23 protein-coding genes are annotated in these 24,302 nt (G+C 70.1%); 10 read left to right on the forward strand and 13 right to left on the reverse strand.

Annotation, left to right across the window (positions count from 1 at the left end; translation table 11 throughout):
- Window positions 1-435 precede the first annotated feature (435 nt).
- On the reverse strand, window positions 436-735 hold the full coding sequence (locus MKK75_RS19030; RefSeq protein WP_244044093.1) for an antibiotic biosynthesis monooxygenase family protein: 300 nt from the start codon (window positions 733-735) through the stop codon (window positions 436-438).
- A 16-nt stretch (window positions 736-751) separates the two neighbouring features.
- The gene (locus MKK75_RS19035; RefSeq protein ID WP_244044094.1) at window positions 752-1,624 is read right to left on the reverse strand and encodes a Kdo hydroxylase family protein; all 873 of its coding nucleotides are present in this window, start codon (window positions 1,622-1,624) and stop codon (window positions 752-754) included.
- A 196-nt stretch (window positions 1,625-1,820) separates the two neighbouring features.
- Here MKK75_RS19035 and MKK75_RS19040 point away from each other — a divergent pair, with 196 nt between their 5' ends.
- Window positions 1,821-2,255: an RNA polymerase subunit sigma-70 gene (locus MKK75_RS19040; protein ID WP_244044095.1), complete on the forward strand. Its 435-nt coding sequence runs from the start codon at window positions 1,821-1,823 to the stop codon at window positions 2,253-2,255.
- A 512-nt stretch (window positions 2,256-2,767) separates the two neighbouring features.
- Here the strand turns inward: MKK75_RS19040 and MKK75_RS19045 are convergent.
- Together MKK75_RS19045 and MKK75_RS19050 are read right to left on the reverse strand one after the other, a co-directional pair.
- Window positions 2,768-3,169 carry a type II toxin-antitoxin system VapC family toxin gene (locus MKK75_RS19045; protein ID WP_244044096.1) on the reverse strand — a complete coding sequence of 134 codons (402 nt, stop codon included), beginning with the start codon at window positions 3,167-3,169 and terminating at the stop codon, window positions 2,768-2,770.
- Window positions 3,169-3,408 (reverse strand): type II toxin-antitoxin system VapB family antitoxin, encoded by a 240-nt coding sequence (locus tag MKK75_RS19050; protein WP_244044097.1) that lies wholly within the window; start codon window positions 3,406-3,408, stop codon window positions 3,169-3,171. The genes MKK75_RS19045 and MKK75_RS19050 overlap by 1 nt, the downstream gene beginning before the upstream one ends.
- 80 nt (window positions 3,409-3,488) lie before the next feature.
- On the opposite strand from MKK75_RS19050, the gene recQ reads away from it, so the two are divergent.
- From recQ to grxD, 6 genes are all read left to right on the forward strand, one after another.
- Window positions 3,489-5,330, forward strand: coding sequence for a DNA helicase RecQ (gene recQ, locus MKK75_RS19055; protein WP_244044098.1), 1,842 nt, complete (start codon window positions 3,489-3,491; stop codon window positions 5,328-5,330).
- Between the two features lie 175 nt (window positions 5,331-5,505).
- Complete coding sequence (locus tag MKK75_RS19060; RefSeq protein WP_244044099.1) at window positions 5,506-6,684, forward strand: hydrolase; 1,179 nt, start codon at window positions 5,506-5,508, stop codon at window positions 6,682-6,684.
- A gap of 184 nt (window positions 6,685-6,868) precedes the next feature.
- Complete coding sequence (gene purL / locus MKK75_RS19065; protein WP_244044100.1) at window positions 6,869-9,094, forward strand: phosphoribosylformylglycinamidine synthase subunit PurL; 2,226 nt, start codon at window positions 6,869-6,871, stop codon at window positions 9,092-9,094.
- 24 nt (window positions 9,095-9,118) lie between these two features.
- Entirely contained in the window at window positions 9,119-9,355 is a 237-nt protein-coding gene (locus MKK75_RS19070) for a BolA family protein (protein ID WP_007568343.1), read from the forward strand.
- A gap of 23 nt (window positions 9,356-9,378) precedes the next feature.
- Window positions 9,379-9,873: a DUF29 domain-containing protein gene (locus tag MKK75_RS19075; protein WP_244044101.1), complete on the forward strand. Its 495-nt coding sequence runs from the start codon at window positions 9,379-9,381 to the stop codon at window positions 9,871-9,873.
- Between the two features lie 39 nt (window positions 9,874-9,912).
- Entirely contained in the window at window positions 9,913-10,251 is a 339-nt protein-coding gene (gene grxD / locus MKK75_RS19080) for a Grx4 family monothiol glutaredoxin (RefSeq protein ID WP_243939722.1), read from the forward strand.
- Between the two features lie 153 nt (window positions 10,252-10,404).
- Here grxD and MKK75_RS19085 read toward each other — a convergent pair whose 3' ends face one another.
- Complete coding sequence (locus MKK75_RS19085) at window positions 10,405-11,061, reverse strand: class I SAM-dependent methyltransferase (protein ID WP_244044102.1); 657 nt, start codon at window positions 11,059-11,061, stop codon at window positions 10,405-10,407.
- Between the two features lie 99 nt (window positions 11,062-11,160).
- Between MKK75_RS19085 and rlmN the strand changes: the two genes are divergently transcribed.
- A complete protein-coding gene (rlmN, locus tag MKK75_RS19090; protein ID WP_244044103.1) occupies window positions 11,161-12,435 on the forward strand; it encodes a 23S rRNA (adenine(2503)-C(2))-methyltransferase RlmN in 1,275 nt (424 codons plus the stop codon).
- Between the two features lie 26 nt (window positions 12,436-12,461).
- On the opposite strand, the gene denD is transcribed toward rlmN, so the two are convergent.
- From denD to MKK75_RS19115, 5 genes are all read right to left on the reverse strand, one after another.
- Window positions 12,462-13,439 carry a D-erythronate dehydrogenase gene (gene denD, locus MKK75_RS19095; protein WP_244044104.1) on the reverse strand — a complete coding sequence of 326 codons (978 nt, stop codon included), beginning with the start codon at window positions 13,437-13,439 and terminating at the stop codon, window positions 12,462-12,464.
- Window positions 13,440-13,610: 171 nt separating this feature from the next.
- On the reverse strand, window positions 13,611-14,885 hold the full coding sequence (gene otnK / locus MKK75_RS19100; protein WP_244044105.1) for a 3-oxo-tetronate kinase: 1,275 nt from the start codon (window positions 14,883-14,885) through the stop codon (window positions 13,611-13,613).
- The gene (gene otnI, locus MKK75_RS19105; protein ID WP_244044106.1) at window positions 14,882-15,664 is read right to left on the reverse strand and encodes a 2-oxo-tetronate isomerase; all 783 of its coding nucleotides are present in this window, start codon (window positions 15,662-15,664) and stop codon (window positions 14,882-14,884) included. Before otnI ends, otnK begins: the two co-directional genes overlap by 4 nt.
- Window positions 15,665-15,868: 204 nt before the next feature.
- Complete coding sequence (ltnD, locus tag MKK75_RS19110) at window positions 15,869-16,771, reverse strand: L-threonate dehydrogenase (RefSeq protein ID WP_244044107.1); 903 nt, start codon at window positions 16,769-16,771, stop codon at window positions 15,869-15,871.
- A gap of 124 nt (window positions 16,772-16,895) precedes the next feature.
- Window positions 16,896-18,218: an MFS transporter gene (locus MKK75_RS19115; RefSeq protein ID WP_244044108.1), complete on the reverse strand. Its 1,323-nt coding sequence runs from the start codon at window positions 18,216-18,218 to the stop codon at window positions 16,896-16,898.
- 352 nt (window positions 18,219-18,570) lie between these two features.
- Between MKK75_RS19115 and MKK75_RS19120 the strand changes: the two genes are divergently transcribed.
- Window positions 18,571-19,578: a LacI family DNA-binding transcriptional regulator gene (locus MKK75_RS19120; protein WP_244044109.1), complete on the forward strand. Its 1,008-nt coding sequence runs from the start codon at window positions 18,571-18,573 to the stop codon at window positions 19,576-19,578.
- The gene (locus tag MKK75_RS19125; RefSeq protein ID WP_244044110.1) at window positions 19,575-20,255 is read left to right on the forward strand and encodes an aldolase; all 681 of its coding nucleotides are present in this window, start codon (window positions 19,575-19,577) and stop codon (window positions 20,253-20,255) included. Before MKK75_RS19120 ends, MKK75_RS19125 begins: the two co-directional genes overlap by 4 nt.
- Before the next feature lie 169 nt (window positions 20,256-20,424).
- Here MKK75_RS19125 and glyS read toward each other — a convergent pair whose 3' ends face one another.
- The 3 genes from glyS to MKK75_RS19140 all read right to left on the reverse strand — a co-directional run bounded on the left by glyS (window position 20,425) and on the right by MKK75_RS19140 (window position 24,285).
- Window positions 20,425-22,524, reverse strand: a complete 2,100-nt coding sequence (gene glyS, locus MKK75_RS19130) for a glycine--tRNA ligase subunit beta (RefSeq protein ID WP_244044111.1) — start codon at window positions 22,522-22,524, stop codon at window positions 20,425-20,427.
- 43 nt (window positions 22,525-22,567) lie between these two features.
- Entirely contained in the window at window positions 22,568-23,011 is a 444-nt protein-coding gene (locus MKK75_RS19135; RefSeq protein WP_244044112.1) for a hypothetical protein, read from the reverse strand.
- A 101-nt stretch (window positions 23,012-23,112) separates the two neighbouring features.
- Window positions 23,113-24,285: a Fic family protein gene (locus tag MKK75_RS19140; RefSeq protein ID WP_244044113.1), complete on the reverse strand. Its 1,173-nt coding sequence runs from the start codon at window positions 24,283-24,285 to the stop codon at window positions 23,113-23,115.
- Between the last annotated feature and the right edge of the window lie 17 nt (window positions 24,286-24,302).

Below are 24,302 nucleotides of genomic sequence, written 5' to 3' on the forward strand. Positions count from 1 at the left end.
GCCGCCATCGATGCCGGAAGCGAGAAGGGCAGCCATGGGACCGGTCCTGTATGCGGGCTCGCCGCCAGCCGGGCGGGGCCACAGCGACTGTTCGATCGAGGGCTCTCGAGCAGGCGCGCCCGCGACGGACTCGCGATCGCACGACGGATCGGGGACCAACCGAGCTACGCCTGCTCAGCTACCTTACAGCAGCCACACCGAGATACAGGGACCCAGCACAGAGTGTCGCGAAGCGTCGATCCGGATCAACCTGTGCCGCTGGCGCGGCGCTCTTCGTGCGGGGTCCCGGATCAGGTTCCGCTTCGCTTCACCTGTCCGGGGAAGAGGAGCGTATCATCACCCTGGGGGACCGATCTCGCGCCGCGCGTCCAGCCAAACACCTCGAAGGGGCTGGCCGCAACGCTTCGGACCTGTGCCCGTCGATCGCGGCTGCGCTCAGAACGCCTTCAGCACCTGCTCGGCGTGCTCCACGGAGACCGGCCCGGCGAAGCAGTGCGAGACCAGGGCGCGGTAATCCTGCCAGGGTTGGGAGCCGGTGAAGTCCTTGGTGTGGGCCTCCAGCGTGTCCCAGTGGATCAGCAGGCGGTAGCGCTGCGGATGCTCGATCGAGCGCCGCACCTCGAAGTGGCGGCAGCCCTTGGCCTGCTTGAAGATGGCCGAGGCCTCCGTGATGCCGTTCTCGAACGCGGCCTCCAGGCCGGGCTTGATCTCGATCTGCGCGATTTCGAGGATCATGGTCGTCAAATCCCTCTCAGGTCCGAAGGGCGCGGCCGAGCTTGGCCGCCAGGATGTGGTGCGGGCTCAAGGACGGGTCGGCCTGGGCGGCGACGGGCAGGTAGGCGGTCTGCTCCAGCATGTAGCGGCCGCCCATCGCCCCGTGCATCACGAGGTCGGAGAAGGTCACCCAGGTCTCGCCGGGGCGGAACGCGACGTCGGCCTGGGGGGCCGAGGCTTGGTAGGTCTCGTCCTGCTTGAGCGCGTCGTGCAGGTGCAGCATCAGGTGGTCGTATTCCGAGCGCCGGGCCTTGGTGAGGCGGAGCGCCGCCAGCAGGCGCGCCGAGAGCGGCGAGTAGCCCGGCAGCCGCGGCAGGAACTTGTCCGCCATCGAGCCGAAATCCTCGCCGACCCGCCAGCGGCGCGACTCCCCCGCGGGGTTGATGTTGCGAAAGACCCGCAGGATCCGCTTCTCGCCGATCGGGTTCGACGGGAAGGCATCGACGTGCAGCCGGGTGTCGTCGCGCCGCCAGCTCAGCTTGCGCCGATCGACGTCGAACGGACGATACGAGGTGCCGGCGAGGCTCACCCGGTCGGCATAGTCGGGCAGGTAGGTGCCGATCAGGTCCCGGGCGAAGGCGCGGTAGCGGATCAGGAGCTGGCGCAGGGCCTCCTGCTCCTCCGGGGTGCCGGCCGCGCCGCGCAGATGCGCCGCCTCGCCGCGGATGTTGACGTTCTTGGCCTTGCCATCCGCGAAGGGCCGCTCGGTGAAGCGGCGCTCGAAGTCGGTGAACGGGAACGGCAGATCGGGGAACAGCAGCACCGCCCCGGCCTCCAGCTCCCGGGCCAGGGAACCGGCGATCGAGGCGGGCGTCTCGCCGGGGGCGATTCTGCGGATCGGACTGATCATCGTGCCGGGCTGGCCCTGCCGTGTCGGATGCCGTCCGCTGTAGCGGAGCGGCCGCGGGGAGGCCAGGGCCCGCATTTCCGGTGGATGATTCCGGCGCATCCGGGAGGCCGGTCCGGCCCGTCTTGCGAAACCCAGCCGTTCCCGGCACGTTCTCCCGCCAGTGACCGGCCTCAGTGCCCGGCGGAGGATGGCGCCGATGGCGACCCTGAAGGAATTCGAGGAAGCCCTGCGCGAGCACGGCATGAACATGGCGCTGGCGCTTCTCGAGCGCCTGCGCGAGCGCGACCGCGCGACCCGCACGGTCAAACCCGCCCGGCGGCTCACGGGCCAGAAGATGACCCCGGACCTCGCCCGGGCGATCCTGGACCTGCATGCCACGACCGGCATGACCCAGCAGGAGATCGCCTTCAAGGTCGGGGTGAATCAGGGCCGGGTGAACGAGGTGATCAAGCGCGGCAAGTGGCTGTCCGACGACCCGGCCGCCCCCGAGGCGGTCGCCCGCGACAAGGCGGTGGCCCGGATGCGCGGCGATCCGAAGCCGAAGAAGCCAGCGGTCGCACGCCCCAAGGAGCGCAAGGCCGCGCCGCCGAAGGCGCGCAACCAGGGCCAGCTGGCGCTGGGGGATTTGTGAGGACGCGGCCGGTTGGTCCTGCCGCTGACCTATCTCATCCGGAAGCCGTTCCGGACCCGGGGCGGCGCGTCGCTGATCGGCAGCGTGTCATCGAGTCATCCGATAGGGTTGCTTGTCGATATCGGTTGGTTTGAACGTCTGTGAAGGGTTTCCAGAGGGATGATCCCTTTGGTGGGTCGCGCGGGCGAAGCCCTGGCCGTTCGCTGGCTCCGCCCGCACCCGCAAAAGGTCTCAGACCTTTTGGAACCATGCCTTTCGAAAACACATCCGGGCATCGATCGCAGTCAATAACACGCTCGACGTCGACCACCGGGCGCCGGTGGCGGCCATGCGCGAGAAGCTCACCGAAGTCGCCGGGGCTTCGCCGCTCTGGGACGGCCGGGTGGTCAGTCTCGGACGCGTAAGGAATCGACCAGCGAGATCCGGATGCTGGTCAGCACCCGCAACGCGCCCCGAGCCCGAACCTGCGCCGGGCGGACGGGCGGCGGGAGCCGTTCCGAGCGGCCGGACGCTCAGATGAGGGCCGGGCGGATATCGGTCTGCGGGAAGTCGCCGCCGACATAGAGCAGCGGGACGCCATGCACCGGCGCGCAGGCACAGGCGAAGCGGTCGCCGAGGGTCAGGCGGGCGGGATGACGGCCCTTGCCGTAGCGGGCGTGTGCTGTGATGGCGAGTCGTGCCTCCGCAGCCGCAATGGGGATCCGGGTGACACCGGTGGAGTCCAGAAAATCATCCACGATCTCTTCAGCGACTCCGGGTGGGACGGACCTGAGCCGCGCGATGGCAAGCGCCGCCTCGTAGACGGCCACGCCGCTCGTGCGCCGCACGGGACCGTCGCGTAGCCGATCCAGCAGCGGCCGATGCCCCGGCGCGCAGGCGACGATCGCGACGAGGGCGGATGCGTCGCTGAACATCACTCGTCGTTCAGACTGTCGTAGAACGCCTTGTCCGCCTTGAGGCCCGTCGCCGGATACGATGCCAACCGGTCCTGGATTTCCTTGACCCGGTCTATGAAAGACCCGCACTCCGAGGTCTGCCGCGCCAGCTCGTTCGTGAGCGCGCGTCGCACCGCTTCGGTCTTGCTCACGCCGGCCCGCGATGCCAGCGTCTCGGCGAGCTGATTCACCTCTTCGCTGCGGATGTTGAGCGGCATGGCGGCCTCCGTGTAGACACGGGAGGCTCGTGTCTACACAGCGCCGCCACAAGACGGCCAGGCCTTCCCCAAGGATCCCGATGACCCGCCTCGACGAGGCCCGCGCCGCGCTGAAAAAAACCTTCGGCTACGAGGATTTCCGGCCCGGGCAGGACGAGGTGATCGGCGCGGTTCTGAACGGCGAGGACGTGTTCGCCGTCATGCCCACGGGCTCGGGCAAGTCGATGACCTATCAGCTTCCGGCGCTGGTCGAGCCGGGGCTGACCGTGGTGGTCTCGCCGCTGATCGCCCTGATGCACGATCAGGTGCAGCAGATGAGGAGCGTCGGCATCGAGGCCGCCACCCTAAATTCCTCGGTGGCTGAGGCCGACTCGCGCGAGACCTGGCGCGCCCTGCGCTCGGGCGAGTTGCGGCTGCTGTTCGTCTCCCCCGAGCGCCTGCTGATGGAGGGCTGCATCGAGGCCCTGCGCGGCGCCGGCGTCCGGCGGCTGGCCGTCGACGAGGCCCATTGCGTCTCGCAATGGGGCCACGATTTCCGCCCCGAATACCGGGAGATCGCCCGGGCCAGGACGACGCTCGGCAACGTCCAGACGCTCGCGCTCACCGCCACCGCCGACGCCGCGACCCGCGCCGAGATCGCCGAGCGCCTGTTCCCGCAGGGCCGGCCGCCCAAGACCTTCGTCCACTCCTTCGACCGGCCGAACATCCGGCTGACCTTCCAGCCCAAGGACAACCCGGCCCAGCAGATCGAGCGCTTCCTCAAGCACCGGCGGGCGGAGAGCGGGATCATCTACTGCTCGTCGCGCAAGCGGACCGAGCAACTGGCCGAGACCCTCAAGAAGGACGGGTTCGACGCGCTGCCCTACCATGCCGGCCTCGACCAGGCGACGCGCATGCGGAACCAGGACCGGTTCCTGCAGGAGGACGGGGTGGTGATGACCGCCACCATCGCCTTCGGCATGGGCATCAACAAGCCGGACGTGCGCTTCGTCTGCCACGCCGACATGCCCAACAACGTCGAGGGCTACTACCAGGAGATCGGCCGCGCCGGCCGCGACGGGCTGCCGGCCGACACGCTCACCCTCTACGGCCTCGACGACATGGCGCTGCGCCGCCGCCAGATCGACGAGAAGGAGATCTCCGACGAGCGCCGCCGGGTCGAGCGCCGCAAGCTCGAGGCGATGATCACCCTGTGCGAGGGCGCCACCTGCCGGCGCCAGTCGCTGCTCGCCTATTTCGGCGAGATCAGCGAACCCTGCGGCCGCTGCGACCTGTGCCGGGGCGGCGTCACCCTGGTGGACGGGACGGTCCCGGCCCAGAAGATCCTCTCGGCGATCGTGCGCACCGGGCAGCGCTTCGGCGCGGCCTATATCTGCGACGTGGTCCACGGCAAGGAGAGCGAGCCGATCCGCCGCAACGGCCACGCGACGCTCAAGACCTTCGGGGTCGGCGCCGACAAGCCGGTGGCGGCGTGGCGGGCGATCCTGCGCCAGCTCTTCGCCGCCGGGGCGATCGCCGAGAACGCCGACGGCTACGGCGGCCTGTCGATGACCGCGAAGGGCGAGGCGATCCTGTACGGGCGGGAGCCGGTCCAGTTCCGGCCCGATCCGGAGCCGAAGGCCGAATCCCGCGAGCGCCGCCGCGCCGCGCCCCGGGAGGACGGGGAGATCGCCCTGTCGGAGACCGACGAGGCGCTGTTCCAGCACCTGCGCGGCCTGCGCGCCACGCTCGCCCGGGCCGAGGGGATCGCGGCCTTCATGGTGTTCCCCGACCGGACGCTGATCGAGATGGCCCGGCAGAAGCCCGTCGATCTCTGGGCCCTGCGCACCATCCATGGGGTCGGCGAGCGCAAGCGCGAGGCCTATGGCGAGCGGTTCGTGGGGGCGATCGCCGAGTTCCTGGCGCATCCTCCGGCCCGGTGAGCGGATCACCGGGTCATTCTCGTCCTCGGCGCAGCGGACCGGTTCGTGTAGGGAGAGCCCCCCATCCGAACCGATCGGACACATCATTTCCGTTTCCGCGCCGACCGCCGACACCCCGCCCCAGGATCTTGCGGACGCGAGGACGCCCCGATCCGGCGCATCGCGTTCGCGGGCCGTGACCTCCCGCATCGTGTTCTACCTGCCGGGCTTCGACCCGCGGGATCCCGAGGTCTACTGGGGCCTGTTCCGCCGCGAGGCCCGGCTCACGGCGGCCCGGCGCGGGCTGGACATCGCGGTGGACGATCCGGTCCGCTCGGACGACGGGCTCGAACTCGCCTGGACCGCGCGGTCGCGCGGCGTCGCCACGCGGTATGTCCTCCTGCGCTGGGAGGACATCGTCCGCGCGCGCTTCCCGCAACCCGACTGGGCGCGCCTACAGGGCGTCCCGGCCCTGCTCTGGCGGCTGTGGCGCTCGGGCTACGCGTCCGATCTGCGGCGGGAGGGATGGCGCTTCTCCACGGTGATCTTCGGCGTCCACGCGATCTATCTGGCGCTCATCCTGCTCAGCCTCGCCCTGGCGGGGGCTCTTGCCGACCTGGCGCCGGCCGCGCTGCAGCCCTGGCCTCTGCTGGCGGTGCCGCCCGTAGCCTACGCGCTCCTCGTCGGGCTGGTGCGGGCGACCCGCGGCAAGCCCCTCTACGTGCCCCACCTCGTGGACGACACCGCCTTCACCCACGCCTACGCGGCCGGCGAGGCGCCCGAGATCGCGCCCCGCCTCGACGCCTTCGCGGCCCGCATCCGCGCCGCCGAGGGCGAGGCCGACGAGGTGGTGGTGGTCGGGCATTCCTCGTCGAGCTTCCTCGGGATCGAGGTGCTGGATCGGGTGCTCGCCCGCGATCCCGGCTTCGGCACCCGCGGGACGCCGGTCACGTTCGTGAGTATCGGCAGCGTCATCCCCTGGCTCGGCCTGGACCGCGCCGCCCAAGGGTTTCGCGATGCGCTCCTGCGCTTCGGGCGGGCGCGGGAGATCGGCTGGCTCGACGTGCGCGCCCCGTGGGACTGGCTGTCGATCCATGGGCAGAATCCCCTCGCCGCCTGCGGGCTCACCCCGCCGGACCCCGAACGCCCGGCCGTGCTCGGGGTGATGATCAGCGACCTGATCACGGGCACTGACGTGCGCCGACGCCAGTGGAACCTGTTCCAGATGCATTTCCAGCTGCTCATGGCGAGCCAGAGCGCGGGCGGCTTCGACTATCTCGACCTGATGACCGGACCGGAGCCGATCCACGCCCTCGCGTCCGCGGGGCGGGAGTGCGGCCTCTTCCGGGAGCTGGTTCGCCAACCTGGTCTCTGACCGTCAGGATCGGAGACCGGCGCCCGGTCAGGCAGCGGCCGAGCCCCCGCGCGGGAATACCGGCCGATGTTGCCAGGGCGGGCGCTTCCGCTCTAGAGCCGGGGCAGCCTGGATCCCCGCCCGGTTCGGGCTCGCCGCGGCGCGCGTCTCCCCAGACGGGCCGCCCTCTGCCGAGACCCTTCGCATGTTCCGCAACGACGTTCCGATCACCCCCGAACTCGTGGCCCAGCACGGCCTGACGCCGGACGAGTACGCGCGCTTCCGCAGCCTGATCGGGCGCGACCCGACGCTGACCGAACTCGGCATCGTCTCGGCGATGTGGAACGAGCACTGTTCCTACAAATCCTCCCGCAAGCACCTGCGCGGGCTGCCGACCTCGGGCCCTCACGTGATCCAGGGGCCGGGCGAGAACGCGGGCGTGATCGACATCGGCGACGGCCACGCCTGCGTGTTCAAGATGGAGAGCCACAACCACCCGAGCTACATCGAGCCCTACCAGGGCGCGGCGACCGGCGTGGGCGGCATTCTTCGGGATGTCTTCACGATGGGGGCAAGGCCCATCGCCGCCCTCAATGCGCTCCGCTTCGGCTCCCCCGACCATCCGCGCACCCGCAGCCTCGTCTCGGGCGTGGTCGCTGGCGTCGGCGGCTACGGCAATTCCTTCGGCGTGCCGACCGTCGGCGGCCTGACCGGCTTCCACAAGCGCTACGACGGCAACATCCTGGTCAACGCCATGGCGGTGGGCCTCGCCCGCACCGACGGGATCTTCTACGCGGCCGCCGCGGGCGTCGGGAACCCGATCGTCTATCTCGGCTCCAAGACCGGCCGCGACGGCATCCACGGCGCCACCATGGCGTCGGCCGAGTTCGACGAGGCCTCCGAGTCGAAGCGCCCGACCGTGCAGGTCGGCGACCCCTTCGCCGAGAAGCTGCTGCTCGAAGCCTGCCTGGAGCTGATGGCCTCCGGCGCGGTGATCGCCATCCAGGATATGGGCGCGGCGGGCCTCACCTGCTCGGCGGTGGAGATGGGCGCCAAGGGCGACCTCGGCGTCGAGCTCGACATCGACAGGGTGCCGGCCCGCGAGGAGGGCATGACGCCCTACGAGATGATGCTCTCCGAGAGCCAGGAGCGCATGCTGATGGTGCTCAAGCCGGGCATGGAGGCCGAGGCGGAAGCCATCTTCGTGAAGTGGGGCCTCGACTTCGCGGTGATCGGCCGGACCACCGACACGCTGCGCTTCGTGATCAAGTGGCACGGCGAGACCGTGGCCGACCTGCCGATCAAGGAGCTCGGCGACGAGGCGCCGCTCTACGACCGGCCGCATCTGGCCAACACCCATCTGCCGGTGCTCGCGGCCTCCGAGGTCCCGGCCCCGGCCTCGCTGACCGACGCGCTGAAGCGCCTCGTCGGCTCCCCCGACCTGTCGTCCAAGCGCTGGGTGTTCGAGCAGTACGACCACTTCATCCTGGGCAACACCGTCCAGAAGCCCGGGGGCGATGCCGCGATCGTCCGCGTCGAGGACGGGCCGAAGGGCCTCGCGCTCACCTGCGACGTCACCCCGCGCTACTGCGAGGCCGACCCGGTCGAGGGCGGCCGGCAGGCGGTCGCCGAGGCGTGGCGCAACATCACGGCGGTGGGCGGAAAGCCCCTCGCCATCACCGACAACCTGAACTTCGGCAACCCGGAGAAGCCCGAGGTGATGGGCCAGCTCGTCGGCTGTCTCCAAGGCATCGGCGAGGCCTGCCGGGCGCTGGACTTCCCGGTCGTGTCGGGCAACGTCTCGCTCTACAACGAGACCAACGGCGTGGGCATCCTGCCGACCCCGACCATCGGCGGCGTCGGCGTGCTCGACGACGTGGCGCGCCACGCCACCATCGCCCTGAAGCGCGAAGGCGACGTGCTGGTGCTGATCGGCGCCAGCGAGGGCTGGCTCGGCCAGTCGGCCTACCTGTCGGTGATCGCGGGCCGCGAGGAGGGCGCGCCGCCGCCGGTCGACCTCGCTTTGGAGCGCCGCAACGGCGATTTCGTCCGCAACCTGATCCAGGCCGGCACCGTCGACACGGTCCACGACCTCGCGGATGGCGGGCTTGCCGTCGCGCTTACCGAGATGGCAATGGCGGGCGGCCTCGGCGCGGCGCTCTCCGACGTGCCGGTGGACCTGCCGCCCCACGCCTACCTGTTCGGCGAGGACCAGGGTCGCTACCTGCTGTCGGTGCGGCCGGAGGCGGCCACCGATCTCCTCGCGGCCGCCGCGGCCCAGGGCGTGGCGGCGGCCTCGATCGGCGTCGCGGGTTCCGACCGTTTGACCCTGCCCGGCGGCGAGACCATACCGCTCGCCGACCTGAACGCGGCGCACGAGGGCTGGCTGCCCGCCTACATGGCGAGCCAGCCGGCGGCTCCGGCGTCCTGAACCTCCGACCCAAGGAATGTCCCGATGCCGATGGATGCGGGCGAGATCGAGCGCATGATCCGCGAGGCCCTGCCGGACGCGCAGGTGGAGATCCGCGACCTCGCGGGCGACGGCGACCATTACGCCGCCACCGTCCTCTCGGCGGCCTTCAAGGGCAAGACCCGGGTGGCGCAGCACCAGATGGTCTACGGCGCCCTCCAGGGCCGGATGGGCGGCGTGCTCCACGCCCTTGCGCTGACCACGGGCGTGCCGCAGGATTGAGCCTTCTCGCGGGAGTTCTCCCGATGGACCGACCGAGTCTCTACGACGACGACATCGTGACCTGGGCCGAGGAGCAGGCGGCGGCCCTGCGTGCGCTCGCCGAGCGGCCGGACCTGTCGAACGTGGTCGATTGGGAGAACGTCGCCGAGGAGATCGAGGGCGTGGGTCGTGCGCATCTGCGGGCGGTGGAGGGCCTCCTGATCCAGACGCTCGCTCATCTCCTCAAACGCGCGTCCGCCCCGCTCGCGCCGGCGAGCGTGCACTGGCGGGAGGAGATCACGACCTTCCAGATCAGCGCATGGAACGCCTACGAGGCGTCGATGCGACAGAGGTTGAACTGGAACAGGATCTGGAAATCTGCCGTGACGGCCGCCGAGGCCGGTCTCGGCGCCTATGGGAACGCGCTGCTTCCAGGGCTACCGGAAGCCTGCCCGATCTGTCCTGAGGATCTTCTGACCGAGACTTTCGATATGGAGCGCGCACTCCGCACGATCGCGACATCGGTTGCGCACCGCTGAATAAGACCACACATACGGCCAACGAACGAGGACAGAGCGATGACCGACGCCAACACGACCATCCAGAACGAGATCGCCTCCCAGGACGTGGTGGTGTTCATGAAGGGCACGCCGCAGATGCCGCAATGCGGCTTCTCGGGGCAGGTGGTGCAGATCCTCAATTACCTCGAAGTGCCGTTCAAGGGCGTGAACGTCCTGGCCGATCAGGGCATCCGCGAGGGCATCAAGGCCTTCTCGAACTGGCCGACCATCCCGCAGATCTACGTGAAGGGCGAGTTCGTCGGCGGCTGCGACATCACCCGCGAGATGTTCCAGTCGGGCGAGCTGCAGACCTTCCTGGCCGAGAAGGGCGTGCCGGTGAAGACCGCCGCCGCCTGATTTTTTGGATCGGATGAACGGCCCGGGGCGCCTGCGGGCGCCCTTTTTCGTGCTCGTCTTTGCGAGCGGAGCGAAGCAACCCAGGGCAGCGCGACTTCCGTTAGCGTGGCGCCGCTGGATCGCTTCGCTCCCCTCGCAAAGACGACAACCCGATCAGCGCGGCTCCCGCGCGACGAACAGCGCGACGCAGCCCACGACCGTGATCTCCACCGCCCGGAAGCGCTGGTCCAGCGCCGAGCGCAAAGCCGGCAGCGAATCGGCGGCGTTCGAGAACACCCCCTTGCGGTTGTAGATCCACATCAGCGCCCGCGCCGCGGCTGTGGTCGGCACGCCGCCCGACAGGATCGTGGCGCCGAACACCACGCCGTCGTCGGCGAGGCACGGACGCACCGTGTCGAAGGCCTTGGCCTTCGCGCCGATGTCGCCCGGCAGGCAGTGCAGCAGGTAGGTCATCCCGACCGAGTCGAAGGGGGCGATGCCGCCGACGGGGGTGCCGAGCACGTCGATCCGGTAGGTCTCCGGCCGGTAACGCACGATCCGGTGGGCCGCGAAGGAGAGGCTGTCGGCGTTGAGATCCATCAGGCCGACGCGGGGCGCAGGCGCGGGGAAGCGGCATCGGTCGAGGTACCACCCGGTCCCGACCCCAACATCGAGATGCGCCAAGCCGGCGTGCCGGTCGTAGAGGTCCAGGATCCGCGCCGTGGGGCAGCGCCAGATCAGGGGGTTCGACAGGCGCAGCACGACGAGGTCGTAGAGCTGCAGCGTCCGTGGATTGTAGATCGCCTGTCCAGCTTGCGTGTCGGTCGCCATCGAACTCCGTCGGGTCACCCGTGGCCGCCGCGCATTCGCATTCACCGGCGCAATCGCCTATATCAGACACTTTCCAATCGTATGGATCGTTTGACCGTCATGGCGAGCCCGTCGCTCGACAGCGCCCGCGCGGCCGATGCCGCGATCGAGAAGGCGCCCGATCTCCTCCCCGAGGCGCTGCCCGGCCGCCGCCCCTCGCTGGTCGGCCTGACCCGCGACGCCCTCAAGGCACAGCTCGTCGGAATGGGTGTGCCCGAGCGCGAGAGCCGGATGCGCGCCGGCCAGATCTGGCACTGGGTCAACTTCCGGGGCGCGGCCGACTTCGGCGCGATGACCAATGTCGGCAAGGCCCTGAAGGCGCAGCTCGCCGAGCACTTCACCCTGGAGCGGCCGGAGGTCGCGAGCCGTCAGGTCTCCCGGGACGGCACCCGCAAATGGCTGCTGCGCATGGCGCCGACCAACCCGCAGGAGCACAACCGCGGCGCCGAGATCGAGTGCGTCTACATCCCGGGACCTGACCGGGGCACGCTGTGCGTGTCGAGCCAGGTCGGCTGCACGCTGACGTGCTCGTTCTGTCACACCGGCACGCAGCGCCTCGTGCGCAACCTCTCGGGCCCTGAGATCGTGCAGCAGCTCGTCACCGCCCGGGATGAGCTCGGCGACTGGCCCGGCCAGATGCCGAGCCGCGACGCGGGCGGCTCCGGCGAGGTCGGCCGGCTCGTGACCAACATCGTGTTCATGGGCATGGGCGAGCCCCTCTACAACCTCGATGCCGTGGTGGACGCGGTTGGGGTGATGTCGGACCAGGAGGGGCTCGGCCTGTCCCGGCGGCGGATCACGGTCTCGACCTCGGGGGTCGTGCCGCAGATCCCGCGGCTCGGCGAGCGGGCCAACGCCATGCTGGCGATCTCGCTGCACGCGGTGCGCGACGACCTGCGCGACGAGCTGGTGCCGCTCAACCGCAAGTACCCGATCGCCGAGCTGCTGGCCGCCTGCCGCACCTATCCGGGCCTGAGCAACGCCCGCCGGATCACCTTCGAGTACGTGATGCTCAAAGGCGTCAACGATTCGGACGCGGATGCGCGGGAACTGGTCCGCCTGCTGAAGGGCATCGCGGCCAAGATCAACCTGATCCCGTTCAACCCCTGGCCGGGCAGCCGCTACGCATGCTCCGACTGGGACCGGATCGAGCGCTTCTCGGAGATCGTGTTCAATGCCGGCTACGCCTCGCCGGTGCGCACGCCCCGGGGCCGGGACATCCTGGCGGCCTGCGGCCAACTCAAGAGCGAGACCGAGAAGCTGCGCGCCCGCGCCCGGCTGATGCAGGAGGAGGGCATCGGCGTGGAAAGCTTCTACGCCGGCGCCGACGATTGAGGGTTCGGTCGAACCGGCCCTGAGGCTCAGCCGCCGTGGAACGCGGCCACGTGCTGGGCCACGATCGCGTCGAAGGACGCGTCCGCCCGGAAGCCGAGGGACAGCGCCGCCTCCGGCGCGAACGCCTCCGGCCAGGAGCCGACGATCCGCGCGATGGCAGCGTCGGGCTCCCGCCGGATCAGCGCGACCGCCTTGTCGCCCGCGGCGCGGCGCAGGGCCTCGATCTCCTCCGCCACCGTGGCCGAGACACCCGGCATGGTCAGGCTGATCCGCGGCCCGATCGCCGCAAGGTCGAGCCCGGCCGCGTGGATCAGGAAGCCCACCGCCGCATCGGGGCTCGCGAACCAGTGCCGCACCGTGTCGGGCACCGGCAGGATCGCCTCCTGGCCGGCCAGCGGCTCACGGATGATCCCCGAGAAGAAGCCCGAGGCCGCCTTGTTGGGCTTGCCCGGCCGCACGCAGATCGTCGGCAGCCGCAGGCCGATCCCGTCGAGGAAGCCGCGCCGGGCGTAGTCGGCGAGCATCAACTCGCCCATCGCCTTCTGCACCCCGTACGAGGAGGCGGGGCGCAGGATGTGGTCGTCCGGGATGACCTTGGGGAAGGGCGGCCCGAACACGGCGAGCGAGGAGGTGAAGACAAGCTTCGGCCGGTAGCCGTCCGCCGCGTTGGCCGCCCGGATCGCGTCGAGGAGCAGGCGCGTGCCGTCGAGATTGACCCGGTAGCCGAGTTCCAGATTCGCTTCGGCCTCCCCCGAGACCACCGCGGCGAGGTGGAAGATCACCTCCGGCCGCCCGGCGACGGCGGCCTCGGCGGCCCCGGGCGCCGTGAGGTCGGCGGCCTCGGCCCGCACCGGGCCGGAGAAGCCTTCGGGCGCTGACGGCGGCACCACGTCGAGCAGGGTGAGAGCAGTGAGCGGCTCACCGCCGATGCGGCCGTCCTTCACCAGGGCGTCCACGAGGCGGCGGCCGATCATGCCGGCGGCGCCGAGAATCAAGGCGTGCATGGAAATCCTCCCGAGAACAGTCATGGGATCCCAAAGGACGAGTCCTTTGGCGGGTGCAGGGCAGAGCCCTGCTGAACGGATCCTGGGCCCCCTTTCGGGGGGCCAGGATCCGTATGCCGGGGTTTCACCCCGACACCCCACCAAAGGGACTTGGTCCCTTTGGAAGCCCCTTCACGCCATCATGTCGAGGGCGCGGCCGAAGAAATCCGGGCCGCCGAAATTGCCGGATTTCAGGGCCAGCAGCATCGGTTCGGGCCGGCCGGCGGTCCGCAGGACGGGCACGCCCGCGGCGATCTCGGGGCCGAGCAGGAAGGCGGTGAGGCCCAACCGGTCGACCACCGCCCCAGAGGTCTCGCCCCCGGCCACCACGAGCCGGCGGACACCGCGGTCGACGAGGCCCTCGGCGATCGCCGCCAGCGCCGCCTCGATGGCGTGGCCGGCCGCATCGACGCCGTGGGTGGACTGCAGCGCGCGGACCGCCTCGGGGGGAGCCGAGGTGGCGATCAGCACCGGGCCGGCGGCGAGGCGGTCCGCCGCGAACGCCAGGGCCTCCGCCACCATGTCGGCGCCAGCGAGCAGCCGCGCCGGGTCGAGGCGGAGCACCGGCATGATCGCCTCCGCGGCAGCGACCTGCTGGAGCGTCGCCTGCGAGCAGCTTCCGGCAAGGCAGGCCGAGGTTCCGCCGACCGGCTCGCCCAGGGCGGCCCCGGCGGCGTCCGTCGTGCCGCGCCCGTCGGCTGCCAGCGCCCGGGCGAGGCCGAGGCCGAGGCCGGAGGCACCGACCGAGAACTTTTGGCCGATGACCGCCCGGCCGAGGACTTCGAGGTCGCTGTCGAAAATCGCATCCGCGATGGCGGCGCCCTTGCCCTCTTGGGCCAGCGCGCCGAGCCGAGCCGCCACGGCCTCCGGCCCCCTCGCGACCGTGGCGGTGTCGATCAGGCCGACCGGGCTCGCACTCTGGCGGTTGAGCACGCGCACGAGGTTGGCGTCGTGCATGGGGTTGAGCGGATGGTCCTTGAGCGGGCTCTCGTTCAGGGGCACCGAACCGACGAACAGGTTGCCCTGATAGACGCTGCGCCCCGTCTCCGGGAAGGCAGGGGTGACGAGCGCGATCGGCTCGCCGGCCTCCGCTCGCAGGGCGTCCATCACGGGGCCGATATTGCCCGCATCGGTCGAATCGAAGGTCGAGCAGACCTTGAACATCACGTGGGCGGCGCCTCGGGCACGCAGCCAGCTTTCAGCCTCGCGGGCACGCGCCACGGCCTGATCGGCCGGGATCGAGCGGCTCTTCAGAGCCACCACCACGGCGTCGGCCTCCGGCAGCGCGCGATCATCCGCCGGCACGCCGATGGTCTGGATCGTGCGCAGGCCCGCCTTGGTCAGGGTGTTGGCGAGGTCCGAGGCCCCCGTGTAGTCGTCGGCGACGCATCCCAGGGCGAGGCTCATCGGGCGTTCCCTCTGTAGGCGGCGAGCCAGCCGAGGCCCGCGACGGTGTCGGCGGCCGGGATGTACTCGCAGCCGACGAAGCCGGCGTAGCCGAGCCGGTCCAGCTCGTCGAACAGGAAGGCATCGTTCATCTCGCCGGTGCCGGGCTCGTGCCGCTCGGGCACGCTCGCGGTCTGGACATGACCGATGATCGGCATCAGGGCGCGCAGCCGCATGGTCACGTCGCCGTGCAGGATCTGGCAGTGGTAGAGGTCGAACTGAAGCTTCAGGTTCGGCAGCGCCAGTTCGCCGATCAGGTCGGCAGCGCGGCCGAAATCGTTGAGGAAGTAGCCCGGCATGTTCCGGCCGTTGATCGGCTCCAGCACGAGGTCGAGGCCGGCGGGCGCCAGCCGCTCTGCCGTCCAGGTCACCGCCCGGCGGTAGGATTCGATGGCGCGCGGGTCGTCCCAGGGGGCGAGGCCCGCCATCAGGTGGAGGCGGTCGACGCCCGTCGCCTCGGCGTAGCGCAAAGCCGTCTCGACCCCGGCCTTCAGTTCATCGAACCGCTCAGGAAACGCCGCCAAGCCGCGCTCGCCCTTCGTGAAATCGCCCGGCGGCAGGTTGAACAGCGCCTGGGTTAGGCCGTTCGCCCGAAGTCGCTCGCCGATGGCCTCGGCGGGATGCTCGTAGGGGAACAGGAATTCGACGGCGTCGAAGCCGGCTCGGGCGGCGGCCTCGAACCGGTCGAGGAACGGCACCTCGTTGAACATCAGGCTCAGGTTGGCGGCAAAGCGCGGCATTGTTTTTGGGACTCCTCGCCCGGTTTTCGATCCCGTCCGATCCGCGCAGCGGACCGTCATCCAACCAAATCCCTCATCCTGAGGTGCGGCGAAGCCGCCTCGAAGGAGGCCTCCAGCCGGCCGCGCGATCCCTGGAGCCCTCCGTCGAGGCCCGCTGACGCGGGCGCCTCCGGATGAGGTGGCGGATGGGATCGGCCTTCATGACTACCCCGGCAGCTTCGCCCCCGAGACTCGCGCGTAGAGCCGCGCCACGGAGGCGTCGTCGTCCCGGCCCATGCCGGCGCCGGACGCCATCAGGAACATCTGCAACGCCGCCGCCGCCACCGGGACCGGGTACTTCTCCGCCCGGGCCATATCCTGCACGATGCCGAGATCCTTGACGAAGATGTCGACCGCGCTCTTCGGGCTGTAGTCGGCGTCGAGGATGTGCGGCACCCGGTTCTCGAACATCCAGGAATTGCCCGCCGACTTGGTGATCACCTCGTAGACGCGCCGCAGGTCGAGCCCCTGCTTGGCCGCGAAGGCCATCGCCTCGCAGGCGGCCGCGATGTGGACGCCCGCGAGCAGCTGGTTGATCATCTTGAACGCCGCGCCCTGGCCGGGCTCATCGCCGAGTTCGTAGAGCGTGCCCGCCATGGCATCGAGGGCAGGGCGCGCCTTGGCGAAGGCCGCCGCCGAGCCCGAGGCCAGGAAGGTCAGCCCACCGTCGGCCGCGCGGGCGGCGCCGCCGCTCATGGGGGCGTCGAGGTAATGGCGGCCGGTGGCCTCCAGCCGCGCCGCCAGGGCGCGGGCGATGGCCGGATCCATGGTGGCGGAGGAGACGAACACCGCCCCCTCCGGCATCGCGGCGGCCGCGCCGGCCTCGCCGAACAGCACCGCCTCGGTCTGGACGGCGTTGACGACGACGCTCACCACCACGTCGGCGTCCCGCGCGGCTTCGGCCGGGTTGGCGGCAGCCCGCCCGCCGGCGGTCGCGAAGCGCGCCACCGCCTCCGGGTTCACATCGCAGGCGGCAACGGAAAAGCCCGCCCGCAGCAGCGAGCCGGCCATGCCGGAGCCCATGGAGCCCAGGCCGATCACCGCGGCGCGGTTTGTTGGATTGGTCATCGGGGGCGGCTCCTGTCTGGACGAGGGGAGGGGGTCGGTACATCGATGTGTGGGGCGCATCCGGAGCCACATCTCTCCCTCCCCCCTCTGCGGGGGAGGGAGACCGTCGCGCCTCAATCAGACCTCAGCGGTTGACCATCCGGGCCGGCGTGACGAACACGCAGACCGCGCCGACCACCAGCATGACGGCGAGCGCGTAGAGGCCGGCGGCGGTGCTGCCGGTGGCGTCGCGCAAAGCCCCGATCACGTAGGGGCTGGCGAAGCCCGCGAGGTTCCCCACCGAGTTGATCAGCGCGATCCCGGCCGCCGCCCCCGCGCCGCTCAGGAACGCCGTCGGCAGGGACCAGAACAGGGGCGAGCAGGTCAGCACCCCGGCCGCCGCCACCGAGAGCGCCGCGACGGCCAGCACCGTCGAGCCGGCATTGGCCGAGACCACGAAGCCGATCGCGCCGATAAGCGCCGGAATGATCAGGTGCCAGCGGCGCTCGCGCATCCGGTCGGCGGAGAGGCCCAGCAGGACCATCACGATCGCCGCGCACAGGAAGGGGATCGCGCTGATCAGGCCGATGTTGAAGTTGCCCTGCACACCCGACGCCTTGACGATCGTCGGCATCCAGAAGGTCAACCCGTACTGGCCGGTGACGAAGGCGAAGTAGATCAGGCTCATGAACCACACGCGCCCGTTCCGAAACACGGTGGCGATCGAGTGCGGGCTCGCCTCCTTACCCTGGTTGTCGGCGGCGATGTCGTGCTCGAGGAGCCGCTTCTCGCGCTCGGTCAGCCACTTCGCCGCGGCGGGGCGGTTGTCGAGGTAGAGGAACACCGCGACGCCGACCAGCACCGCCGGCACCGCCTCGATGAGGAACATCCACTGCCAGCCGGACAGGCCGTGGGCGCCGTTGAGCGCGTCCATGATCCAGCCAGAGAGGGGGTTGCCGAAGATGCCGGAGATCGGGATCGCCGCCATGAACACCGCGATGACCTTGGCCCGGCGATGGGCCGGGAACCACTGCGTCGTGTACAGGATCACCCCCGGGTAGAACCCGGCCTCGGCCAGCCCAAGGAGGAAGCGCATCCCGTAGAAGCTCCACTCGGAGTTCACGAACAGGAACGCCCCGGAGATCAGCCCCCAGGTGATCATGATCCGGGCGATCCAGACCCGGGCGCCGACCCGGTGCAGGATCACGTTCGAGGGCACCTCGAACAGGAAGTAGCCGAGGAAGAAGATCCCGGCGCCGAGGCCGTAGACCGTCTCGGAGAATTTCAGCTCCTGGGACATCTGGAGCTTGGCGAAGCCGACATTCACCCGGTCGAGATACGCCACCACGTAGCAGAGCATCAGGAACGGCACGAGGCGCCAGAACACCTTGGCATAGGTGCGGTCGGCGAAGGATTCTTGGTCCGCTTGTGCGGTGGCGCCCCCGAGCGGGGCGGCTTGGACCGGCATGGGCGCTCTCCCGGGTCCGGGCCATGGGGCCGCCGGACGATGATGTTCGCCACTCTCAGGCGGCGCTGGGTCGGTGCCATATCGCCTTTTGGCAGCGCTGCCAATCCGGTTGTGCGAGATAATGCAGGCCGCTATGTCAGGCGTCGGAGCGCTGAAGACGGTCGTCCCATCAACCCCCCTCATCCTGAGGTGCCGGCGCGCAGCGCAGGCCTCGAAGGAACCCTCCAGCCAGCCGCGCGACCCCTGGAGCCCTCCTTCGAGGCCCGCTGACGCGGGCACCTCAGGATGAGGGGGGTGAGTGGGAGAAGCGACTGGCGTCGCAAGAAAAACCGCGCCGGGAGAGAGCGGGGCCATGGACGAATTCCAGCCGCCGGGGCGGCTCGTGACCCTCACCGACGTCGCCCGCGCGGCGGGGGTGGGCGAGAGCACGGTCTCGCGGGTGCTGCGCAATCACGGCTCCTATTCGAAGCGCGCCGGGGAGCGGGTCGCCGAGGCCGTCGCCCGCCTCGGCTACGTGCCGAACCGGCTCGCCGGCAGCCTCGCGGGGCAGGGGGCGAGCGCGCGGCTCGTCGGGGTCGTGATCCCGTCGCTGGCCAACGTGGTCTTCCCCGATCTGCTGCGCGGGCTGACCGCGGCGCTGGACGCCGCGGGCATCCCCTGCGTGATCGGGGTCAGCGACTACGATCCGGACCGGGAGGAGGCGCTGGTCGCCGCGCTCCTGTCCTGGCGCCCGGCGGCGCTGCTGCTCACCGGACTGGAGCACAATCCCGGCACTGTCGCCCTGGCGAAGACCGGGGGGGTGCGGGTGGTCGAGATGATCGACACGGACGGGGAGGGGATCGACGCGGTCGTCGGCTTCTCCAACCGGGCGGTGGGGGCGGCGAGCGCCCGCCACCTCGTGGCGCGGGGCTACCGCCGGATCGCCTATCTCGGGCACGATCTCGCGGTCGACCTCCGGGCGGGCAAGCGGCTCGCCGGGTTCGAGGCAGCGCTGGGGGAGGCGGGGTTGGCGGTCCAGGCCAAGGAAATCCGGCCAGGGCCGTCCTCGCCGGCCTCGGGCCGGGCGGGGCTCGAAGTGCTGCTGGCGCGTTATTCGGACCTCGACGCGGTCTACTTCTCCAACGACGACATGGCGCTTGGCGGCTACTTCGCGTGCCTCGCGGCGGGGGTGGCGGTGCCGGGGCGGCTCGCGCTGTTCGGCTTCAACGGGCTCGACTTCGCCGCCGCGATGCCCCAGCCCCTGTCGACGGTGCGCACGCCGCGCCTGGAGATCGGCCGGCAGGCCGCCGCCTGCCTGACCGGTGAGAGCCCCAAACGGATCGATCTGGGATTCGAGCTGATCGAAGGAGCGACCGCATGAGCGACGAAAGCCGGCTGCGCGAAGATATCTGCCGCTACGGCCGCTCGCTGTTCGAGCGCGGCCTGACGCCGGGCTCGTCGGGCAACATCTCCCTGCGCCTGCCCGATGGCGGCTGGCTGGTGACGCCGACCAACGCGTCGCTCGGTTTCCTCGACCCGGCGCGGATCGCGCGGCTGGACGATGCGGGGCGCCTCGTCTCGGGCGACAAGCCCACTAAGGAGATCCCGCTGCACGCGGCGCTGTACGAGAGCCGGAGCGGCGCCAAGGCGATCGTCCACCTGCACTCGACCCACGCGGTGGCGGTCTCGATGCTGCCGGAGATCGACCCGCTTCAGGTGCTGCCGCCGCTGACGCCCTACTACCTGATGCGCACCGGCGGGACGGCGCTGGTGCCCTATTACCGCCCCGGCGACCCGGCGGTGGCGGATGCGATCCGGGGCTTGGCGGGGCAGTACAGCTCGGTGCTGCTCGCCAATCACGGACCTGTCGTGGCCGGCGACAGCCTGGAGGGCGCGGTCTTCGCCACGGAGGAGCTGGAGGAGACCGCCAAGCTTTATTTGCTACTTCGCAACCTCAACCCGCGACAGCTCAGCCCGGGGCAGGTGGCCGATCTGGTGAGTCATTTCGGCTTGAGCCTGCCGGAGCTGGAAGATCATGCCGGGCACGATCACGGGTGAGCGCGACGCTCCCTCCCGCCAAACCCCCTCATCCTGAGGTGCGAGCGCAGCGAGCCTCGAAGGAGGGCTCCAGGGATCGCGTGGCTGGCTGGAGGGCTCCTTCGAGGCCTCCGCTTCGCTCCGGCACCTCAGGATGAGGGCGCGGGTGGGATTGAGTACGTCGTGCGCCTCACCCCTCGATCTTCGAGAAATCCGCCACCTCGCGCGTCGCGGCGCGGAGCGCGTTGAGCAGCAGCAGGCGGTTCTCGCGGAGTTTTGGATCGGGGGCGTTGACGGTCACGTCCTGGAAGAAGGCATCCACCGGCGCGCGGAGCGTCGAGAGCGCCTGCATGGCCTCCGCAAAAGCCTCCCGGGCGACGGAAGCCGAGGCGGTCTCCCGCGCCTTCGCCAGGGCCTCGGCGAGCGCCCGCTCGGCCGGCTCGCCCGCGGCGGCCAGGGCGGCGTCGGGCTCGGAAGCGTAGGCGCGGCCGTCCTTCTTCTCCTCGATCCGCAGGATGTTGGCCGCGCGCTTGTAGCCTGCGAGCAGGTTCTTTCCGTCCTCGGTGTCGAGGAATTGTCTGAGCGCCTCGACCCGGCGGACCACCATCAGCAGGTCGTCCTGGCCGAGGAGGGCGAAGACGGCGTCGATCAGATCGTGGCGGGCGCCCTGGTCGCGGAGGTAGACTTTCAGGCGGTCGGCGAAAAAGCCGAGCAGATCCTGCGCGTCGGCGCCGGCCCGCCCCGCGAGGCCGCGATCCGCCGCGCCGACCTGCTCCAGCAGGCGCAGGCGCAGGCCGCGGTCGAGGATCAGCCGGATCACGCCCAGAGCCGCCCGGCGCAGCGCGAACGGATCCTTGCTCCCCGTAGGCTTCTCGTCGATCGCCCAGAAGCCCACCAGCGTATCGAGCTTGTCGGCAAGCGCCACCGCGATCGAGACCGGATCGCTCGGTACCCGATCGGAGGGGCCGACCGGCTTGTAGTGCTCCTCCAGGGCCGCGCATACGCTCGCGTGTTCCCCCTGAAGCGTCGCGTATTTGCGTCCCATCAGCCCCTGAAGCTCGGGGAACTCGCCGACCATCTCGGTGACGAGATCGGCCTTGGCGAGGCGCGTCGCGCGCTCGGCGAGCGCCGGGTCGGCCCCCACCAGCGGCGCTAGCTCCTTCGCCAGCGCGGCGATGCGCGCGATCCGCTGCCCCTGTGTCCCGAGCTTCTCGTGAAAGACAATTGCATCGAGCTTCGGCAGCCGGTCCTCCAGGCGCACCGCCTTGTCGGTCTCCCAAAAAAACTTCGCGTCCGAGAGGCGCGCCCGGACCACCCGCTCGTTGCCGGCGGTGATCGCCTGCCCGCCATCCGAGGCCACGAGATTCGAGACCAGGATGAAGGCCGGGGCCAGATCCTCCGAGCCGCCTTTGCGCAGCACAAAACACTTCTGGTTCGCCCGGATGGTCGCCCGGATCGCCTCGGCGGGGATGTCGAGGAAGGCTTCGTCGAACGAGCCCATCAGCACCACCGGCCATTCCACGAGGCCCGACACCTCCTCCAGCAGGCCCTCGTCCTCCACGAGGTCGAGACCGCGGGCGAAGGCGAGGTCGCGGGCGTCGTGCAGGATCACGTCCTTGCGCCGCTCCGGGTCGAGGATGACCTTCGCCCGCTCCAGGGCCTGAATGTAGTCGTCGAACCGGCGCACCTCGATCGCATCGGGCGCCAGGAAGCGGTGGCCGTAGGTCGTGGTCCCGGCCGCGATCCCGCCGACCGCGAACGGCACCACCTCCGGCGTCTCGGTCTCCGGCCCGAAGGTCGCGACAATCGATTGCAGCGGGCGCACCCAGCGCAAGGCGCCAGGCTCGGCCGAGGCCGCGCCCCAGCGCATGGATTTCGGCCAGGGGAAGCTCTTGATGATCTCCGGCAGAAGCTCGGCCAAAACGTCCAGCGTCGCGCGGCCGGGGCGCTCGATCACCGCGAGGTAGAATTCACCCTTCTTCGGATCGGTGACGGTCGTGGCCTGATCCAGGCTCGTGAGCCCTGCGCCCTTCAAAAAACCCTGGACGGCGGCCTCGGGGGCGCCGACCCGCGGGCCGCGGCGCTCCTCACGCACCGCTTCGCCCCGGGCGGGCAGGCCGGCGATGTGGAGCGCCAGCCGGCGGGGGGTCGAGAACGCCTTGGCGCCCTCGTACAGGAAACCCCGCGCCACCAGGGCGTCGGTGACGAGCTTCTTCAGATCCTCCGCCGCGCGCCGCTGCATGCGGGCGGGGATCTCTTCCGAGCGGAGTTCGAGCAGGAGGTCGGGCATGGGGCGGCCATATCGCCGCGCCGCACACCTGTCGAGGGCCGGTTCAGTGCGCCTCGCCCTTGAGGATGGTCGAGAGCTGCCACTTCCGGTCGCCGATCGCGTGGGCGTCGGAGACCTTCCAGCCGCCATCCTCGCGCACGAGGTCGTAGACGATCGACTTGGAGCCGTCCCCGCCCTTGCGCTCCACCGTGACCTTCGCCTGGTCCTTGCCCTCGGTGGCCTCCTTGAAGGTGAGGTTCTTCACCGTGTCGGGCTTCATCGGCTCGCCGTTGAGGCGGAAGTCGAAATCGAGATTGCCCGTGGCGCCGTTGGCCTGCTTGGCGTCGGCGTCGAACAGGCCCTGGAGGCGCTTCGAGTATACCGCGGAGTGATTCGGGTGCGGCTCGGCGTAGAGCTTCTTGACGACGGCCTCCGGTCCGGGATCGGCCGCCAGCGCGGGGGCGAGGCTGAGCCCGATCAGGCTGAGGGCGAGGAGGGTCTGTTTCATCACACGATTCCCGCGTCTGCGGACGCGCCGGGGCGCGCCGGTTGGCGGGGGTTGCAACGCGCGAGGGCGCCAGGGGCTCCGCCGCAGAGGCGGCGACGGAGTCAGGGGCCGCGGTGCGGCGGCTGGTCGATCAGATCGCGAATGCCGCGGGCGATGAAGAAGCGCGGGTTCGCGGTGTCGCTCACCTCGTCCAGGATGCCGGCCCGGACCAGCGCTTCCACGTTCAGCTGTGCCGACCGATACTGGACCTGGAGATACTCGGCGACCTGGGGAATCGTCACGACCTGACGCTGGAACAGAAGGTCGAGAACCGCGACAAGGTTGGCGGAACGCCCGACCGCTCGGATCCGCGTGCGGTACTCGGCCTGAAGCGCCAGAAGCGCGTCAGCCGTGGCGATCGTTACCTCGCAGGCCTTCGCGACGACCTCTAGGAAGAAGGCGACCCATGCATGCCATGCCCCGGTTCGAGAGACGTCGTACATACGGTCGATGTACTCGTCCTTACGGCGCTCGAAGACCGGGCTGAGATACAGGATCGGCTGCCGGATGACCTGCCGCATGAACAGATGCAGCGTGATGAGCATGCGGCCGACCCGCCCGTTGCCGTCGGAGAACGGGTGGATCGCCTCGAACTGGTAGTGGATCAGAGCCGCGTCTACGATATCGGGAATCAGGCCGCGCTCATCCCGCTGGATGTAGAGTTCCAGCGCCTCCAGGGCGGCCTGAGCTTCCCGTGGCGGTGGCGGCACGTAGCGGGCATTGGCAATCTCGTAGGCGCCGATGAAATTCTGGTTCCGTTTCAGCTCACCAGGGGCAGCCCTCGATCCGCGGTGGCGAGCAACGCCGCTCAGAAGCTCGCGATGTGCGTCGCGCAGCGTGCGTAGGCAGAGAGGAACCCGATCCAGGCTATCGATCGCTGCCGACAGGGCACGGCGATAGTTGCGGACCTCTCTTGTGTCACCGACGCCGCCGCGTTCTTCCGCGCCGGCCTCGAGAAGCAACAGATCGTCGAGAGTCGTGAACGTGCCCTCCATGCTGGACGAGGTCAGCGCCTCGCGCACCTGGAGGGGACGGATCAGCAGGTCGGGATCGGGCAAGGTCCGGCTGATGCCGTTCAACTCGCCCAGCAACTGCGAAACGCGCGCGATCAGGTTCGCAAGCCGGGCCAGGTCCAGATCCGGCGGCGGGAGGGGATGGGGCACGAAGGCCCATTGGTCCTCGACGGTCGGGACCAGTTTACCGCTCGGCGATCCGAGGAAGTCAGCGCGTTTCATAAAGTGCAATCCGCCGC

This window comes from Methylobacterium sp. J-030, from assembly GCF_022829545.1.
Classification (GTDB): Bacteria; Pseudomonadota; Alphaproteobacteria; order Rhizobiales; family Beijerinckiaceae; genus Methylobacterium.

Excerpts from the sequence above, each read along its gene's own strand:
- glyS (WP_244044111.1), bottom strand. The coding sequence starts at position 22,524 with ATGCCCGACCTCCTGCTCGAACTCCGCTCGGAAGAGATCCCCGCCCGC.
- rlmN (WP_244044103.1), top strand. The coding sequence starts at position 11,161 with ATGGCGAGCCCGTCGCTCGACAGCGCCCGCGCGGCCGATGCCGCGATC.
- MKK75_RS19120 (WP_244044109.1), top strand. The coding sequence starts at position 18,571 with ATGGACGAATTCCAGCCGCCGGGGCGGCTCGTGACCCTCACCGACGTC.
- MKK75_RS19140 (WP_244044113.1), bottom strand. The coding sequence starts at position 24,285 with ATGAAACGCGCTGACTTCCTCGGATCGCCGAGCGGTAAACTGGTCCCG.
- recQ (WP_244044098.1), top strand. The coding sequence starts at position 3,489 with ATGACCCGCCTCGACGAGGCCCGCGCCGCGCTGAAAAAAACCTTCGGC.
- otnK (WP_244044105.1), bottom strand. The coding sequence starts at position 14,885 with ATGAGCCTCGCCCTGGGATGCGTCGCCGACGACTACACGGGGGCCTCG.
- MKK75_RS19045 (WP_244044096.1), bottom strand. The coding sequence starts at position 3,169 with ATGTTCAGCGACGCATCCGCCCTCGTCGCGATCGTCGCCTGCGCGCCG.
- MKK75_RS19115 (WP_244044108.1), bottom strand. The coding sequence starts at position 18,218 with ATGCCGGTCCAAGCCGCCCCGCTCGGGGGCGCCACCGCACAAGCGGAC.
- MKK75_RS19035 (WP_244044094.1), bottom strand. The coding sequence starts at position 1,624 with ATGATCAGTCCGATCCGCAGAATCGCCCCCGGCGAGACGCCCGCCTCG.
- MKK75_RS19040 (WP_244044095.1), top strand. The coding sequence starts at position 1,821 with ATGGCGACCCTGAAGGAATTCGAGGAAGCCCTGCGCGAGCACGGCATG.
- MKK75_RS19030 (WP_244044093.1), bottom strand. The coding sequence starts at position 735 with ATGATCCTCGAAATCGCGCAGATCGAGATCAAGCCCGGCCTGGAGGCC.
- otnI (WP_244044106.1), bottom strand. The coding sequence starts at position 15,664 with ATGCCGCGCTTTGCCGCCAACCTGAGCCTGATGTTCAACGAGGTGCCG.
- MKK75_RS19135 (WP_244044112.1), bottom strand. The coding sequence starts at position 23,011 with ATGAAACAGACCCTCCTCGCCCTCAGCCTGATCGGGCTCAGCCTCGCC.
- MKK75_RS19085 (WP_244044102.1), bottom strand. The coding sequence starts at position 11,061 with ATGGCGACCGACACGCAAGCTGGACAGGCGATCTACAATCCACGGACG.
- MKK75_RS19075 (WP_244044101.1), top strand. The coding sequence starts at position 9,379 with ATGGACCGACCGAGTCTCTACGACGACGACATCGTGACCTGGGCCGAG.
- denD (WP_244044104.1), bottom strand. The coding sequence starts at position 13,439 with ATGCACGCCTTGATTCTCGGCGCCGCCGGCATGATCGGCCGCCGCCTC.
- ltnD (WP_244044107.1), bottom strand. The coding sequence starts at position 16,771 with ATGACCAATCCAACAAACCGCGCCGCGGTGATCGGCCTGGGCTCCATG.
- MKK75_RS19050 (WP_244044097.1), bottom strand. The coding sequence starts at position 3,408 with ATGCCGCTCAACATCCGCAGCGAAGAGGTGAATCAGCTCGCCGAGACG.
- purL (WP_244044100.1), top strand. The coding sequence starts at position 6,869 with ATGTTCCGCAACGACGTTCCGATCACCCCCGAACTCGTGGCCCAGCAC.
- grxD (WP_243939722.1), top strand. The coding sequence starts at position 9,913 with ATGACCGACGCCAACACGACCATCCAGAACGAGATCGCCTCCCAGGAC.
- MKK75_RS19070 (WP_007568343.1), top strand. The coding sequence starts at position 9,119 with ATGCCGATGGATGCGGGCGAGATCGAGCGCATGATCCGCGAGGCCCTG.
- MKK75_RS19125 (WP_244044110.1), top strand. The coding sequence starts at position 19,575 with ATGAGCGACGAAAGCCGGCTGCGCGAAGATATCTGCCGCTACGGCCGC.